Genomic DNA, 14,235 nt, shown 5'->3' on the forward strand with positions numbered 1-14,235 from the left:
TCTTTTTTCAAAGTTAAATTGGTTAGAACCACCTACCTGTTTGCTGATAATAAAGCCCCTACGGCTCCGCTATACTTTCCTCGCTCTAAAAATATTGCTTCATATCCAAACATATTAGAAAACTCCGCCAGCCGGGTTTGAAAATAATCATGTCGAGAAACACCACTGCCTGAAAATACGATTGTACTAAGTGAATGCTTCTCTATTAGCAACATAGCTAATAACATTAAATTCTCCGCAATCATATTCGTCAAAGCAGCTGCTTTATCACTGGCGCCTCCTTGAACAAAAATTGCCTTCCCAAAATTACTTGCGGTTAAATTGCCATCAATTGGAGAACTAGAGGATTCATATATGTCTTTAACCAATACATCAATTTCTTCTTTGCTACCATCCCCAGCTAAGTCTGCCAATTGTGCGAATGTTGATTTTCCAGTCAATAATTTTCCAAGCCCTATAAAAGTGCCTCCGCCTAATCCTGTACCTAACACTCTCTCACTCTTTCCATTTTTATGAATGAAAAATGAAGTGCCTGTACCGACATTCATTAAGAGATACTCAGATCTTTGTTTCCCTTCTTCTTTCAATAAGTAATTTGCTCCGGCACAGATAACAGAAAATTCATCGACTATTTTTGCTTCTGCCATTTTCTGCTTTAAAGCTTCAGCCCTCCCGCCAGTTAAGATAAATTGAGCAGGAGAATGAAAAATTTGCAGCCATTGCAGGAGTTCTTTTTCCTTACTTATAGGATAGTACTTATAATGTAAATATCCTTTTTCTTCATAAACAACTTTTATTAATGTACCGCCTGCATCTATTCCTACTCTAGCCATGTACTCTCATTCCCTTCTTATTAAAAATGGTACTAAAATAAGCGTAAATAAAATAAGGGCAACCACCTCCAGGGCTGCAATATATATAGGGTAAGGTCCTAAATAATCCAAAATTGATCCATTGACAGGCTTGTATGACAAAAACATATAATTCCCTCCTGTGCATTTGTTTACCATCATTGCAAGGAAGGAACAGACATTTAGAAATATGAAAGAAAGCAGCATCCCCTTTATAGTTGGCCGGTATTGTTTCACAAAAACATAGTATAAGCAAATCCATATGATGAGCATATGGGTTATAAAGAATTGATAATAGCGGAAATGTGGAAAGCCAAGAAATAATTCAGGTGTGAAAATGGCCATTGTAGCGCCAATCACTCCGATAAAGTAGACCATTTGAAAGACTTTTTCAGAACCAGTCATCAATAAGACAAGACATAATATTAAGCTTACAGAGCAAAGATGCAATGGAAGAGCGAATGCGATATCCCAAGCACCGCCTGTATACAGCCAAATATGATAAAGCAGCTCCAGTACGAATAAAACTGTAAAAAGAAAATATCTTATCTCTGTATGAAAGGAACGTAATGATATTCTACATTTATAAATAAAGATGATTCCACATAGAAACAATCCAATCATGATGAAATGTGAGAATGAGAAAATAATAAACGGATACTCTTCATATTGGTGATTAAAGGAAATCATACATAAGCTCCAACCTTTTATGTTTTCATATTATATTGGCTATCATCGCTGGCAAAGCCTGCTTTTTTAGATGAGCATAATAAAGCGCGATAAGTAAAGCTACTTATCGCGCTTAAGGCTGTTGACAAACATTCGCTTTAATCGTTGCTTCGCCTCAAGTGGGCAGCGTTAAAAGCACGGCTGATTCGCGTTATCCTTATTCCTCGCTTACCCTTACAAGCTGCTTGCCGAGATTATCTCCGCGGAAAAGTCCGATAAATGCATCAGGAGCATTCTCTAAACCTTCTATGATATTTTCGCGATATTTGATTGAGCCCTCACTCACCCATTTACCGAGCTGTTCATACCCTTCATTATGCTGATCCATGTAATCTCCAACAATAAAGCCCTTCATTAAGGCACTTTTTTGAATGAGCTGTCCTTGTATTCTTGGACCTTTATCTGCTGATTGAAGATTGTAGGCTGATATTTGGCCGCATACGACAATCCTCGCTTGATAATTAATGCGCCACAGCACTTCATCAGAAATATGCCCGCCGACATTATCAAAATATACATCGACTCCGTCAGGACAATATTCTTTTAGCTTTTTCCTAATATCATCTGTTTTATAATTAATCACATGATCGAAGGCCAATTCATCTTTTAAGTAGGCGCATTTTTCCTCAGTACCCGCGATACCAACTACATGACAGCCTTTAATTTTCGCAATTTGGCCAACTGTAGAACCAACCGCTCCAGCTGCTCCGGAAACAACGACTGTTTCACCTTTCTTAGGCTTGCCAATATCAAGTAATCCGAAATAAGCAGTTAATCCTGGCATTCCAACCACACCAATTCCTGTGGAAATAGGTGCCAAATCAGGGTCAATCTTTCTAATATTTGCGCCATCTGACACAGAGTGATCTGCCCAGTTTAGTCTACCTTCTACGATATCCCCAGGCTGGAAATCTTCATGGTTGGACTCGATAACTTTACCAATCACGCCTCCTGTTAATACTTCACCCAGTTCAAATGGATCTACATATGTTTTTACCCCGCGCATTCTACCGCGCATATAAGGGTCGACGGATAAATAAATCGTCCGGATTAATACTTCACCTGTCCCAATTTCAGGAACTGCTGCTGTCGTAAGCTTGAAATTCTCTGGTTTAGGCATTCCCTCCGGCCTGCTGACTAAGAGTATACTTCTGTTTTCCATACTGTATTCCTCCTTGTTATAGCGTACTGCCTCCATCCACACTTAAAACTGTGCCTGTCACAAAATCACTTGCTGAAGAGGCTAAATAAATAGCTGCACCCTTAAGCATATGTTCATCACCGATTTTTCTCAAAGGAATGGTTTTTAAGACTGCCTCTTCATCCTTTTTAAGAATGCCGGCAGACATTTTCGTTCTGAACATTCCGGGAGCAATGGCATTAACATAAATATGATGCCGCGCCCATTTCATGGCTAAATCTTTAGTAAAGTGAATAACAGCTGCTTTACTCGTTGTGTACCCGATAGTATTCGTTACTTCCGGTTCACGGACGGTTAATCCAGCGGCAGAAGCAATATTAATAATTTTCCCTTGCTTCCTTGCAATCATATGCTTGCCGACCGCCTGACTTAATAGAAAAGTGCCAGTTACATTGACATCGATTACTTTTTTCCATGCTCCTAATGGCATTTCTTCAACTGGCGCGCCCCATGTCGCACCGCTATTATTCACAAGAATATCAATCTTGCCAAAATCATGAATGACCTTCTCGACTACTGATAAAACGCTAGTTTCACTTGTTACATTCAATTCATAGCCAATGGCTTTCACTCCGTATTTATTAGAAAGAGTGTCAGCAACTTCATCGCAATTCGCCTTTTTGCGCGAACAAAGCGCCAGCTGACAACCTCGTTCGGCGTATATCTCTGCGATTTGCTCTCCAAGACCTCGTCCTCCGCCGGTGATAAGGGCTACCTTATCCTTCAAGTCAAATAACTCGTGAAAATTCATCTTTCACCTCTTTTAGCGAAGAATCTTTTGGTGACGGGCAATGATGTTTTCCTGCGCTTGTTCGTATTGTTTTTTCAGTTCATCAGTTATTTCTGCGATGGATTGAACTTCGGTTATCGAGCCAATGCCTTGACCAGCGCCCCACACATCCCGCCAAGCTTTGACTTTTGTATTGTTTAAATCTCCGAAGTTCATTTCTTTCTTTTTCACTAAATTAGCAGGATCTAAACCTGAATTTATTATACTAGGGATGAGATAATTGGCATTTACTCCACTAAATGCATCCGTGTAAATAATGTCATCAATGCTGGAATCAATAATCATTTTTTTATATTCATCCTGTGCGAGACTTTCCTTTGACGGTATAAAACGGGTACCCATATACGCAATATCTGCACCAAGTATTTCGGCTGCTAGTATATCTTCCCCTTTTGACATTCCTCCTGCAAGCATAACTGGACCGTCAAAAAATTCTCGTACTTCATGAACAAAAGCAATTGGGTTGTAAGTGCCCGCGTGTCCGCCAGCTCCGCTTGAAACAAGGACGAGCCCGTCTGCTCCTTTTTCTAAAGCCTTCTTGGCAAACTTTACATTAATTACATCAGAAATAACCATTCCACCATATTTATGTACGATTTCTGCAACTGGACCTGGGTCACCTAATGACGTAATGACGATTGGGGGTTCATATTTTTCTATTAGCTGCAAATCTTCAATATATCTTTTGTTCGAACGATGTGTAATAAAATTTATGCCCCAAGGCGCTGCTTTTTTGTCCGGATGGTCATTATTGTATTCTGCAAGCTCATGATTAATCTGTCCCATCCACTCTTTCAGAATTTCTTCAGTACGTGCATTTAGTGCAGGAAATGTTCCAATAATGCCGGCTTTGCATGAATGGATAACCAATTCAGGATTGCTAATTAAAAACATCGGTGCGACCATCACCGGCAAGCTCAAAGATTCTTTCATAGTTTTAAAATCATATTTTTCCATTTAAAAAACCTCCTAAACTGTTATGAGAGAGGCTGGGTTAAGGAACAAACCCAATCTCTCCCTTCTTTTCTTTAATCTACTTCTTTCAAAACGATTTCTCCATCTTCGACTGTCGCCATTCTAATTAAATTCACAAAGCCTCCGTCATCCTCAACACTCGGAATCTCGTAAACTTTCTTATCCTCAGGCAGCTGATCAAGCCCAGCTTGAATATGTTCTCTAATCAGTTTTGCATCTTCAACATTTCCAGCCGCCTTCATCGCTTCTACTAAAACATAAGTCGCTAAATAATGATAGCCAGCCTCTGAACCAGGGTCTTTGTTGTACAGCTCCCTATACTTATCAATAAACTCAGCTGTGCCTGGGTATTCCGTATGGATAAGCGGAGTCACTCCGACTGCACCTTCCAAAACGTCATAAGACTGGGTTACATTTTTCATTTCATCTAATTTCGCCTGATCCATAATGATGAAACCGCCATCAAATCCCAACTCCCTTGCCTGCATAGCAACTTTTGCAGTCGGTTCAGATGCACCACCGATAAATAATACATCTGGATCTTGTTTTAACGCATTAGTTAGAATAGTGAAAAAATCGGTATCTTTAGAAAAATCAATCGAAGCTTGGTGTACTACTTCTCCGCCATTCTCTTCCCAATAAGGGATGATTGCTTCAGCCCAGTCCTTCCCGTATTGCGTAACTGGAGGAAGAGCTGCCATTTTCTTCCCAAACCTATCCATCGCATATGTTGAAAATGGTTCAATATAACCTGCATAACTTGGCGGTATTCTGACCGTCAATTTATTGCCCCGCTCTGTAATATCAGGTTCACTGGAATAAGCTACAATCAAAAAGTTATCCATTTCGTTAAAAACCTGCAATGCCGCAATCCCCCCGCTATGTGGAGAAAATATAATCGGAGTTTTATTTTCCTGTACAAGCCTTTTTCCATTTGAAGCTGTTTCATTTGGCATATATTTATCATCAAGAGAAACCAGGTTTAATTTATATTTCTCTCCCTCTACCTCAAATCCCTCTTTATTTATTTCATCTACAGCCATCTTTAAACCATTAAGCGTATTTTCACCGTAAAATGCTGCAGCACCGCTTAAAGGACCGCTATATCCTATATTTACAACCTTTTCCTCTCCTGATCCACCGCTTGATTGTGAACAAGCCGCCATCATTACTACTGCAAATGCTAAGCTGATAATGAATAAAAATTTTACCTTTCTCATCGGTCTTACCTCCTATTAAAATAGTGGAGGCGGCAAAATGTCCGCCAAGTCTTCATTATCCAATTTTTCTTTAAGCGCCAATATATGCTTTTCTAACTTCTTCATTAGAAAATAGCTCTGCAGATGAACCATGAACGACTATTTTTCCATTCTCATAAACATAGCCTTTATCAGCAATACTCAAAGCCGCATTCGCATTTTGCTCTGCCAATAAAATCGTTGTTCCTTCGCGATTGATATGTTCAATGCTTTTAAACATTTGTTCAACAATTAATGGTGCCAAACCAATGGACGGCTCATCAAGGAGCATGAGCTTTGGTTTGGCCATCAGCGCCCGTCCTATTGCAAGCATTTGCTGCTGCCCTCCACTGAGTGAGCCTGCGGCATCTTCCCTTTTATCGTAAAGGATTGGGAAGAGTTCATTTACTTCCTTCAATGATTGTTTAATTTGACCTTTATTTCTACGGTGCACATAAGCCCCCATCATCAAATTTTGCTGAACGCTCATTTGCGGAAATAGCTTTCTGTCTTCAGCACATTGTACGATGCCAAGCTCGACAATTTTATCAGGCTGCTTTCCGCCAATTTGTTCATCATTAAAAATAATTTCACCAGCCGCTGGTTTTAACAGACCGCTGATCGTTTTGAATGTTGTTGATTTCCCCGCTCCATTCGCACCAAGCAGGACGACAATTTCACCTTTGATCACTTCAATATTAACTTCCTTAATACTTGTATACTTTCCATATTTCGCTGTAAGTCCCATTATGCTAAGCACTGGCACTCCCTCCTCCTAAATAAGCTTTGATCACTTCCTCATTGTTTTTTATTTCTTCTGGTGTTCCTTCCGCAATTTTTTCGCCATAATTTAATACCATAATTTGATCCGCCAAACTCATAATCATTTGCATTTTATGTTCGATTAAACAAACAGTCAGGCCCTTCTCTGCCATCTTCTTAATTAAGAGAGCCAGCTCTTCCGTTTCATCCGGATTCACACCTGCAGTTGGTTCATCCAGAAATACAATTTCTGGTTCAGTTGCAAGTGCCAATGCAAAAGCAACCCGCTTCTTTTCTTCTTGGCTAATGTTCGCGACAAGCTGATCACTGACATTTGATAATCCGGTAAAATCCAATACCTCCAATGCCTTTTCTTTGCAAGTTTCTTCTTCTCTTTTTAGTCTTTTCGTCCTGAAAATCGCATCAAAAAGATTTGACTTCGTGCGCAGGCGATGGCCAACCACGACATTATCGAAAACGGTAGCCCTTTCAAATAAATTTGTGGTTTGAAAGGTTCGCGCTAAACCCAGTTCGGCAATTTTATTGGCAGGATACTTAGTAATCTCTTCCCCTTTATAAAATATCTGTCCCTCTGTAGGCGGATGAATGCCGGTAATTAAGTTAAAAAAAGTCGATTTCCCCGCTCCATTTGGTCCAATAATTGCGTTTACTTTTCCTTGCTGTATAGAAAAGCTAACATCCTTCACTGCAACATTGCCTCCAAATTTTTTCGTTAATTGACTTGTTTGCAAAATCATCCACTAGCCCTCCTTCACCTGATCCTTCGGAATTGTCATCCGTTTTTTTGTTTTCCAATTGGAATAGTGGAGCAAAATAAAGCCAACAATTCCTCGCGGAGAAAAAATGATAAGCAATGTCAGGAGAGGACCGAATATGAGCATTCGATAATCTTGCAAAAATTGCAAATTTTGCGATAATATCAAAATCAGGAATGTTCCAACTATCGGCCCTGCAAGTGTGCCGATTCCTCCAACGATCATATAGGTGAGCAAATCAAACGTAATGGTAGTATAAGCGATTTCAGGCCCGATAAACCGGATAAAACCCGCATACATAGCTCCTGCCAATCCAGCGAAAAACGTTGAAAGCACAAATGAAAGAAGCTTATTCTTCTTAGTAGAAATCCCCAGCGATAATGCCAGTTCCTCACTGTTTCTTATCGCTATAAACGTTCTGCCTGTCAATGAATGAACAATGCGATAAATAATTAGGACCACAAGCAAAAAGATTACGAGCGTAAGATAATACTGTGCTATTGGCGTTGTAAATGTAATAGGACCGATTGGTTCTGGAGCAGGTATACCGATAAGCCCGCGTACTCCTTCAGTCAGGCTTTCCCATTTGTCTATCACCAAATAGATAATATATCCTACACATAAAGTATAGATGGCAAAGAAATGTTCCTTTGTTCTTAATGCGAACAAACCAATTACGAGACCTATTGCCATTGTTATTAAAGGCGCCAGCAAAAACGAAAGCCAAAAGCCTAACCCGCCCTTAACAGTCAGCAAACCTAATCCATACGCACCTATCGCAAAAAAACCACCGTGAGCCAGGGATAAATATCCTGTAAAACCAGCTAATAGATTTAAACCGTAAACAGCAATTGTCCATATAAAAGCAAGTGTTAAAATATGCAAATAATATTGGTTTTGATTAATGAATGGAAATACAACGGCTAGTAATATTAAAATTAAAATAATGTTTCGCTTGTTTAATAGTTTCATCATCTAAGCGCCTCCCTTTGAAAAAATCCCTTGAGGTTTTGCTGATAAGATGATGATAAGTAACACAAATGCGATAATATCTTTATAATCACTGGAAATATATGTCGCCCCTATACTTTCGGTAAAACCTAAAATGTAGCCGCCAAGGATAGCGCCTGGAATGCTCCCCATCCCTCCGATAATAATAATGACAAATGCTTTTAATATGACTAGATGTCCCATTCCTGGAAAAACGAGATTAATAGGAGAAGTTAATGATGCACCAATAGCCGCTAAAGCACCAGCTATGAAAAAGGTAAGAATAGCCACTTTATTTGTATTAATCCCTACAAGTGCTGCTCCCTCTCGATTTTGAGCCATAGCAATGATAGTTGAACCGATAAAAGTCTTCTTTAAAAACCAATATAGAAAAATCATTACGGCTATCGCAGCAGCCACAATAATTATTCGCTGTAATGTTAAGGTAAGGCCGAATACATTCACCACTTCGCCAAAAGGAGTTGGCATTTGCCTGTAATCCGCCCCCCATAATAATTGGGCGAGCGCCTCTAAAAACAACAAAATACCAATTGCTGCCACTTTATCTTGAATCGGCGGTGAATCACGTAAAGGGTGAAAAACAAGCCTCTCCATTAAAACGCTTAATAAGCCAACTACAATGATAGAAACTACGATAGCCAATACATAATGAAGACCTGCATTCGTCATCATCATCAATGTAATATAGCCGCCAACCATATATAATGCGCCGTGAGCAAAATTTGGAATATGCAATATTCCATAAACTAAAGTTAAACCTAAAGCGACGAGACTATATACACTCCCAATCGTTAAACCATTAAAAAGCTGCTGCAGCAATAATTCCATTCCCATATCCCCCCCTTAATACCTACTTGAGATCTGATTAAACTTCACTATGCTTAACTGCCCTCTGCTCTTCCTCCTCCTTTAGTTGCCTCCAGAGAATTTTTCCGCTGCTAGTCATTGGAAACTTCGCTCTAAATTCGATTACTCTAGGATATTTATAAGCTGCCATTTGGTTTTTCGACCATTCTATTATTTCAGCTTCATCAATTTTTCCTTCATATTCAGGATTCAAAATGACAAATGCTTTTACTGCTTCACCTTTTCTTTCATCAGGTATTCCTACTACACAAGCTTGCTGTACAGCTGGGTGCCTATAAAGATACGATTCCACCTCTGTCGGCCATACTTTATAGCCGGCAGAATTAATCATTCTCTTCACGCGGTCAACTATAAAAAAGTATCCTTCTTCATCGCATCTTCCCATGTCCCCTGTACGGAAAAACCTTTTGCCATCAAGCATAATAAAAGCGCTTTCATTCTCGTCTTCACGATTATAATATCCTGTCATCACTTGATGTCCATGTACAACAATCTCTCCTACTTCATTCATTCCGAGCTCCTTCATTGTTGCAGGATCAATAATTCTCGCATCGACATCAAAAAATGGAATACCAAGACATTGCATTTTAGGCCGCTCTACAGGGTTAGAGTGAGTTTGAGCAATTGTTTCCGATAAGCCGTATCCTTCTAAAAATGTTAACCCTGTCAATTTTTCCAGCTTTTCTCCAACAGCTTCTGGAAGAGTAGCACCGCCTCCAGATATACCAATCAGTGATGATATCTTATTTGCTTCTAATTGCGGATTAGAAATAAAGTCTATAATCATCGTACTAATTGCTATCCAGTTCGTACACTTTTGCCTATTGATTAACTCGAGAGCTGTCTGCCGGTTCCACCTTGTCATAATGACCATCGTACCGCCTGTATAAATTGGTACATGCATGCTTTGCACCATTCCTGTCACATGAAAAAACGGCAGTGTCGATAAATGAACATTGCTTGCAGATACTCTTCCCCAAACTGCACCGCCGGCTACATTCGCTTGAACTGTGCTATTCGTGTGCATACAACCTTTAGGTAAGCCTGTTGTACCTGATGTGTATGGCAAAACAATCAAATCATCAGGCGAAGAATCAAACGGATTTGGCCTTTCTTTTACGTTTAAGCAATCTCTCCATAAATGGTGAGAAGGATCTTTCCATGTTTGTGGCTGTGCGCTTACTTCTGCTGGCAATTCAAGTTCATAACCATCATCGATATAGTCTGAGTAGGAGGCAATAAGGAGGTTTTCCAAAGTTGTTGATTGGACTAGAGGCTGAATATTAGCGTAAAGTTCCTGTCCGATAATCGCCGTGCTAATTTGGCAATCTTTCATATAAAATTCCAGTTCATGAGACAAAAGCATCGGATTGATTGGCACAACAACTGCACCAGATCTTATAATGGCATAGTAGCTAATAATAAACTGAGGTGAATTTTGCATCAATAGTAAAACCTTTTCTTCCTTCTTCACTTTTAGCACGTTCTGCAGATAACCTGCCAAACTATTAACTTCCGTTAATAACTCTGAATAGGTCATACTCTTTCCATAATAGTAAATAGCTTTCTGATTTGGATAACGTGCGGCAGACATTTCTAAATTACTAAAAATTGATGATTCCGGAACAACAAGCTTTTTTGGCAGCTTCGGCCAATGCTCAAAATGGCGATTTTGCATGGAATACCCTCCTTAGTTTTGCCGATGAAATTTATTTCAACACGTGTATTGAAGTGAGATTCCCAATGAGGAGGGGTATCCCCCCCATCTAATAGAAAGATTTTACTTACTGTCCGAATTTTGGTGTTCTTTTTTCCTTAAACGCTTGAACTCCTTCAAGATGATCATTTGTAGTAACCATCGTTGCTTGTGTAATTCGTTCTTGCTCAAGCACTTCTTCAAGAGTAGAGCCGAAGGATTGATTTGCTATTTTTTTAATAAAGCCATATGAAAGAGAAGGTCCTTCTGCTAATTTTTGCGCATATGCTTCTACTTTCTGTGCAAAAAGCTCTTTAGCGTAAATTTGATTAACTATGCCGAGCTTATAGGCCTCATCAACCGACAGCGGCTCCGCATGAAAGAACAATTCTTTTGCCTTGTTTAAACCGATTAATCTCGGAAGATGATACAATCCTCCGCCATCAGAAATTAATCCAACTTTAGAAAAGCTCAAAATAAACTTGGAATCCTCTTCAGCCAAAATCAAGTCGCACGCTAACGCGAGATTGAACCCAGCTCCAGCAGCATATCCGTGCACAGCAGCAATGATTGGCTTTTCCAGCTTCGACATTTGAACAATCAGCTCGTTAAGCTTTCCAATATGTTCATAAGTTCCTAGTGGCGAACCGCTGCCCATCCGTTTAACATCTCCGCCTGCACTGAATGCTCTGCCTGCACCTTTTAAAACAACGACTTTTATGTTTGCATCTTCTTTCGCCTTTGTTAAAGATTCCTTTAAACCTTCAATGATAACTGGACTGAAGGAGTTTAAGCTTTCTGGCCTGTTTAATGTTAACGTCATAACCCCTGTCTTTACTTCTACCAATAAGTCGCTCGCAATTGATTCCATTCCATTCCACTCCTCTTATTAATTTTTATTGTTTTACAAACTTAATAGTTATTTACCAAATAGGTGGTATGATAGATTTCTCCCCAAGATGGTCGCTTTTTCGCGGTGCGGCGGCCTTTTCTGTGTTACAGTCTGTGTTGTCTCACCTATCCCGCTGCTCAAGCAGGAGGATCGCACTTTTAGCTCCAATCAACCTCCTACAATTTTGTTTTAATTTTCTATAATCACCATTCCATCTTTATTAACGATTGCTGAAATATTATACTTATCCTTTGTCGCAACAAAGGCGATTTCATCCTCTAATCCATTTTGAAGCAGCATTTGCCCCACCCTTGATTTCCTTAACAGTTCCTCTCCACTTTCGGCTGCCCCGATATAAAATTGATGTGCAGCTATTGCTGAATCAGTGAGCTCCCATTGATTGCGGGAGTGACTTAATAAACAATCGATATAATATCCAACCCCGTAAAAATCTTCGACATTAAATGCGCCAGATGAACCAGAACAAACTAGGACAACTGTTTCATCTGATTGTTCTTCAAGAACTTTCCTAGCTGAGTAGTCCGCATTTAATAATGAAGCCACAAATACTTTTTTCGCTTCAACTGCATTTCTAATCGCGACTGTTCCGTTCGTTGTTGATAAAATGACAGTCTTATTTTTTACTGCTTCCTTTAATTCTTGTGGATGTGGAGACAAAAAGCCTTCTATCGTTAATCCCTGATATTCTCCGACGAGCAAAAATGAGTCGATTTCTCTTGCTTCTGCCTCTCGCAATGCTTCCTCGCCATTTAATACCGGAAGCACTTCCTTCGCACCGTTCTTAAGTACAGAAGTAATAACAGAGGTAGCCATTAAAATGTCAAAGACAACTACAATTTTTTGGTTATTCAGCTTATGTTTATTCAAGGCTTCTTTATTTAAAATCACGTGCAGCTTTCCCATTTTTGCACCTCATAACCGTACTTAATACTGATTATTTTCTGATGTTTGCAAAGCATGATGAATTAAGTTCTTCACATACACATTTAACCCGGCAAATCTTTCGTCAGCAGTCTGCCCTTTTTTCCAGCGGTAATATATTTGCTGGCAAATAACCGCTAATTTAAAATAAGAGAATGTTAAATAAAAATGAATATTCGTTACATCTCTTCCGCTTTTCCTCGCATACGCCTCAATAAATTCCTGCCTCGTCATAAATCCATCCATCGCTGTTAACGGGGGATCGCCAAGCCCTCTTTTCAGCAAATCGGGATCTTCAGGCTCATTCCAATAGCTTAAAGCCACACCTAAATCTGCAAGAGGATCGCCGACAGTTGTCATTTCCCAGTCAAACAAGCCAACCATTTTTGTAAAGTCTTCATTGAACATCGAATTATTCAGCTTAAAATCATAGTGGATGATTGCAGGTTCCTGAGACTGTGGAATGTGATCTGTCAGCCAACTTTTAAGCTGATCAACACCTGAAATCTCTTCTGTCTTCGCTTTCTCATATCGTTTAAGCCAGCCATGGACTTGACGTTCCAAAAATCCATCCGGCTTCGTCATTTCAGTTAGCCTAGTTGCTTTATAATCTATTTGATGAAGCTGAACTAAAGAATCAACCATATTTTCAGAGATTTGCAAACAAATCTCTTTCGTAGGCGTTACACCATCAGGGAATCGTGTATCTAAGACGACACCCTTTTTCCTTTCCATAATAAAGAAAGGTGCACCAATGATGCGCGCATCAGAAAATGCAATTGGCTTTGGCGCTGGTGAAAAAAATGGATGAATCTCTTGTAATATTGTAAATTCACGTTTCATATCATGCGCTTTTGGAGGGACAGGTCCAAGCGGCGGTCTCCGCAATACCGCCTCCCATTCTCCGAGCCTTAGTTGATAGGTCAAGTTAGATTTTCCGGCACTAAATTGTTCAATCGTAAGAGGCAGTTCTGATAATCCATCAATATTATCCCTTAAAAAGGCTTCGATTTTTTTTAGATCAAGCTCTTCCCCATGTCGAATTGGAATTGTATCAGAACTCATCTTATTCCTCCTGTATCCTAATGATTATTGTTTTACTGGAATATAGCGCTCAAGATTATGTTTTAATTTTTCCGGTATTTGTATCGATTTTTGCTCTTCAAAATTAAAACTAACCGTTACACAAACAGCTTTAGCTATGATTTTACCGCTGCTCTTTTCAGTTAAAACATGGCTCAAGCTGAAGCTTTTATTGCCGATATCATTCACTTCAGTCGTTACATGAAGAATTTGGCCGGCATATGCCGGTTGAATATATTCACATTTGATTGAAGCAAGTATCATACTGAATTCGGGATTTCTTTCAGGAAAGATATGATTAAAAAACTTTGTTCTTGCTTCTTCAAAATAGAGAAAATAACTTGTATTATTCACATGACCAGCTGCATCTGTTTCACTAAATCTAACAAATACGTCAATTTCATAGGATGAAGACATATACA

The 14,235-nt window shown here is 39.4% G+C and carries 15 protein-coding genes; all 15 read right to left on the reverse strand.

Annotated elements, in window-relative coordinates; all coding sequences use genetic code 11:
* Positions 1–32: 32 nt before the first annotated feature.
* The 15 genes from coaW to CWS20_RS25760 all read right to left on the reverse strand — a co-directional run bounded on the left by coaW (position 33) and on the right by CWS20_RS25760 (position 14,230).
* The gene (coaW, locus tag CWS20_RS25690) at positions 33–833 is read right to left on the reverse strand and encodes a type II pantothenate kinase (protein WP_066197743.1); all 801 of its coding nucleotides are present in this window, start codon (positions 831–833) and stop codon (positions 33–35) included.
* Between the two features lie 6 nt (positions 834–839).
* The gene (locus tag CWS20_RS25695; RefSeq protein ID WP_066197740.1) at positions 840–1,541 is read right to left on the reverse strand and encodes a YwaF family protein; all 702 of its coding nucleotides are present in this window, start codon (positions 1,539–1,541) and stop codon (positions 840–842) included.
* Between the two features lie 196 nt (positions 1,542–1,737).
* Complete coding sequence (curA, locus tag CWS20_RS25700) at positions 1,738–2,742, reverse strand: NADPH-dependent curcumin/dihydrocurcumin reductase (protein WP_066197737.1); 1,005 nt, start codon at positions 2,740–2,742, stop codon at positions 1,738–1,740.
* 16 nt (positions 2,743–2,758) lie between these two features.
* Positions 2,759–3,532 carry an SDR family oxidoreductase gene (locus tag CWS20_RS25705; protein ID WP_066197735.1) on the reverse strand — a complete coding sequence of 258 codons (774 nt, stop codon included), beginning with the start codon at positions 3,530–3,532 and terminating at the stop codon, positions 2,759–2,761.
* A gap of 12 nt (positions 3,533–3,544) precedes the next feature.
* Positions 3,545–4,528 (reverse strand): NAD(P)H-dependent flavin oxidoreductase, encoded by a 984-nt coding sequence (locus tag CWS20_RS25710; RefSeq protein ID WP_066197732.1) that lies wholly within the window; start codon positions 4,526–4,528, stop codon positions 3,545–3,547.
* Positions 4,529–4,599: 71 nt separating this feature from the next.
* Entirely contained in the window at positions 4,600–5,766 is a 1,167-nt protein-coding gene (locus CWS20_RS25715; RefSeq protein WP_066197730.1) for an ABC transporter substrate-binding protein, read from the reverse strand.
* Between the two features lie 70 nt (positions 5,767–5,836).
* On the reverse strand, positions 5,837–6,544 hold the full coding sequence (locus tag CWS20_RS25720; protein ID WP_066197726.1) for an ABC transporter ATP-binding protein: 708 nt from the start codon (positions 6,542–6,544) through the stop codon (positions 5,837–5,839).
* Positions 6,537–7,304, reverse strand: a complete 768-nt coding sequence (locus CWS20_RS25725; RefSeq protein ID WP_066197722.1) for an ABC transporter ATP-binding protein — start codon at positions 7,302–7,304, stop codon at positions 6,537–6,539. Before CWS20_RS25725 ends, CWS20_RS25720 begins: the two co-directional genes overlap by 8 nt.
* 3 nt (positions 7,305–7,307) lie before the next feature.
* Complete coding sequence (locus CWS20_RS25730; protein ID WP_066197719.1) at positions 7,308–8,297, reverse strand: branched-chain amino acid ABC transporter permease; 990 nt, start codon at positions 8,295–8,297, stop codon at positions 7,308–7,310.
* Complete coding sequence (locus tag CWS20_RS25735; RefSeq protein WP_066201592.1) at positions 8,298–9,161, reverse strand: branched-chain amino acid ABC transporter permease; 864 nt, start codon at positions 9,159–9,161, stop codon at positions 8,298–8,300.
* A 37-nt stretch (positions 9,162–9,198) separates the two neighbouring features.
* On the reverse strand, positions 9,199–10,878 hold the full coding sequence (locus CWS20_RS25740; RefSeq protein ID WP_066197716.1) for a long-chain fatty acid--CoA ligase: 1,680 nt from the start codon (positions 10,876–10,878) through the stop codon (positions 9,199–9,201).
* Between the two features lie 106 nt (positions 10,879–10,984).
* Positions 10,985–11,767 carry an enoyl-CoA hydratase/isomerase family protein gene (locus CWS20_RS25745; protein ID WP_066197714.1) on the reverse strand — a complete coding sequence of 261 codons (783 nt, stop codon included), beginning with the start codon at positions 11,765–11,767 and terminating at the stop codon, positions 10,985–10,987.
* A 210-nt stretch (positions 11,768–11,977) separates the two neighbouring features.
* A complete protein-coding gene (locus CWS20_RS25750) occupies positions 11,978–12,712 on the reverse strand; it encodes a 2-phosphosulfolactate phosphatase (protein WP_066197712.1) in 735 nt (244 codons plus the stop codon).
* Between the two features lie 21 nt (positions 12,713–12,733).
* Positions 12,734–13,795 carry a phosphotransferase family protein gene (locus tag CWS20_RS25755; protein WP_066197707.1) on the reverse strand — a complete coding sequence of 354 codons (1,062 nt, stop codon included), beginning with the start codon at positions 13,793–13,795 and terminating at the stop codon, positions 12,734–12,736.
* Between the two features lie 24 nt (positions 13,796–13,819).
* Positions 13,820–14,230 (reverse strand): acyl-CoA thioesterase, encoded by a 411-nt coding sequence (locus CWS20_RS25760; RefSeq protein ID WP_066197704.1) that lies wholly within the window; start codon positions 14,228–14,230, stop codon positions 13,820–13,822.
* Positions 14,231–14,235: the final 5 nt, after the last annotated feature.

It is taken from the genome of Cytobacillus horneckiae (genome assembly GCF_002835735.1).
Lineage (GTDB): Bacteria > Bacillota > Bacilli > Bacillales > Cytobacillaceae > Cytobacillus > Cytobacillus horneckiae.

What these genes read in the sequence shown, in the direction of transcription:
- coaW (WP_066197743.1), bottom strand. Translation starts at nt 833, where the DNA reads ATGGCTAGAGTAGGAATAGATGCAGGCGGTACATTAATAAAAGTTGTT.
- CWS20_RS25695 (WP_066197740.1), bottom strand. Translation starts at nt 1,541, where the DNA reads ATGATTTCCTTTAATCACCAATATGAAGAGTATCCGTTTATTATTTTC.
- curA (WP_066197737.1), bottom strand. Translation starts at nt 2,742, where the DNA reads ATGGAAAACAGAAGTATACTCTTAGTCAGCAGGCCGGAGGGAATGCCT.
- CWS20_RS25705 (WP_066197735.1), bottom strand. Translation starts at nt 3,532, where the DNA reads ATGAATTTTCACGAGTTATTTGACTTGAAGGATAAGGTAGCCCTTATC.
- CWS20_RS25710 (WP_066197732.1), bottom strand. Translation starts at nt 4,528, where the DNA reads ATGGAAAAATATGATTTTAAAACTATGAAAGAATCTTTGAGCTTGCCG.
- CWS20_RS25715 (WP_066197730.1), bottom strand. Translation starts at nt 5,766, where the DNA reads ATGAGAAAGGTAAAATTTTTATTCATTATCAGCTTAGCATTTGCAGTA.
- CWS20_RS25725 (WP_066197722.1), bottom strand. Translation starts at nt 7,304, where the DNA reads ATGATTTTGCAAACAAGTCAATTAACGAAAAAATTTGGAGGCAATGTT.
- CWS20_RS25730 (WP_066197719.1), bottom strand. Translation starts at nt 8,297, where the DNA reads ATGATGAAACTATTAAACAAGCGAAACATTATTTTAATTTTAATATTA.
- CWS20_RS25735 (WP_066201592.1), bottom strand. Translation starts at nt 9,161, where the DNA reads ATGGAATTATTGCTGCAGCAGCTTTTTAATGGTTTAACGATTGGGAGT.
- CWS20_RS25740 (WP_066197716.1), bottom strand. Translation starts at nt 10,878, where the DNA reads ATGCAAAATCGCCATTTTGAGCATTGGCCGAAGCTGCCAAAAAAGCTT.
- CWS20_RS25745 (WP_066197714.1), bottom strand. Translation starts at nt 11,767, where the DNA reads ATGGAATCAATTGCGAGCGACTTATTGGTAGAAGTAAAGACAGGGGTT.
- CWS20_RS25750 (WP_066197712.1), bottom strand. Translation starts at nt 12,712, where the DNA reads ATGGGAAAGCTGCACGTGATTTTAAATAAAGAAGCCTTGAATAAACAT.
- CWS20_RS25755 (WP_066197707.1), bottom strand. Translation starts at nt 13,795, where the DNA reads ATGAGTTCTGATACAATTCCAATTCGACATGGGGAAGAGCTTGATCTA.
- CWS20_RS25760 (WP_066197704.1), bottom strand. Translation starts at nt 14,230, where the DNA reads ATGTCTTCATCCTATGAAATTGACGTATTTGTTAGATTTAGTGAAACA.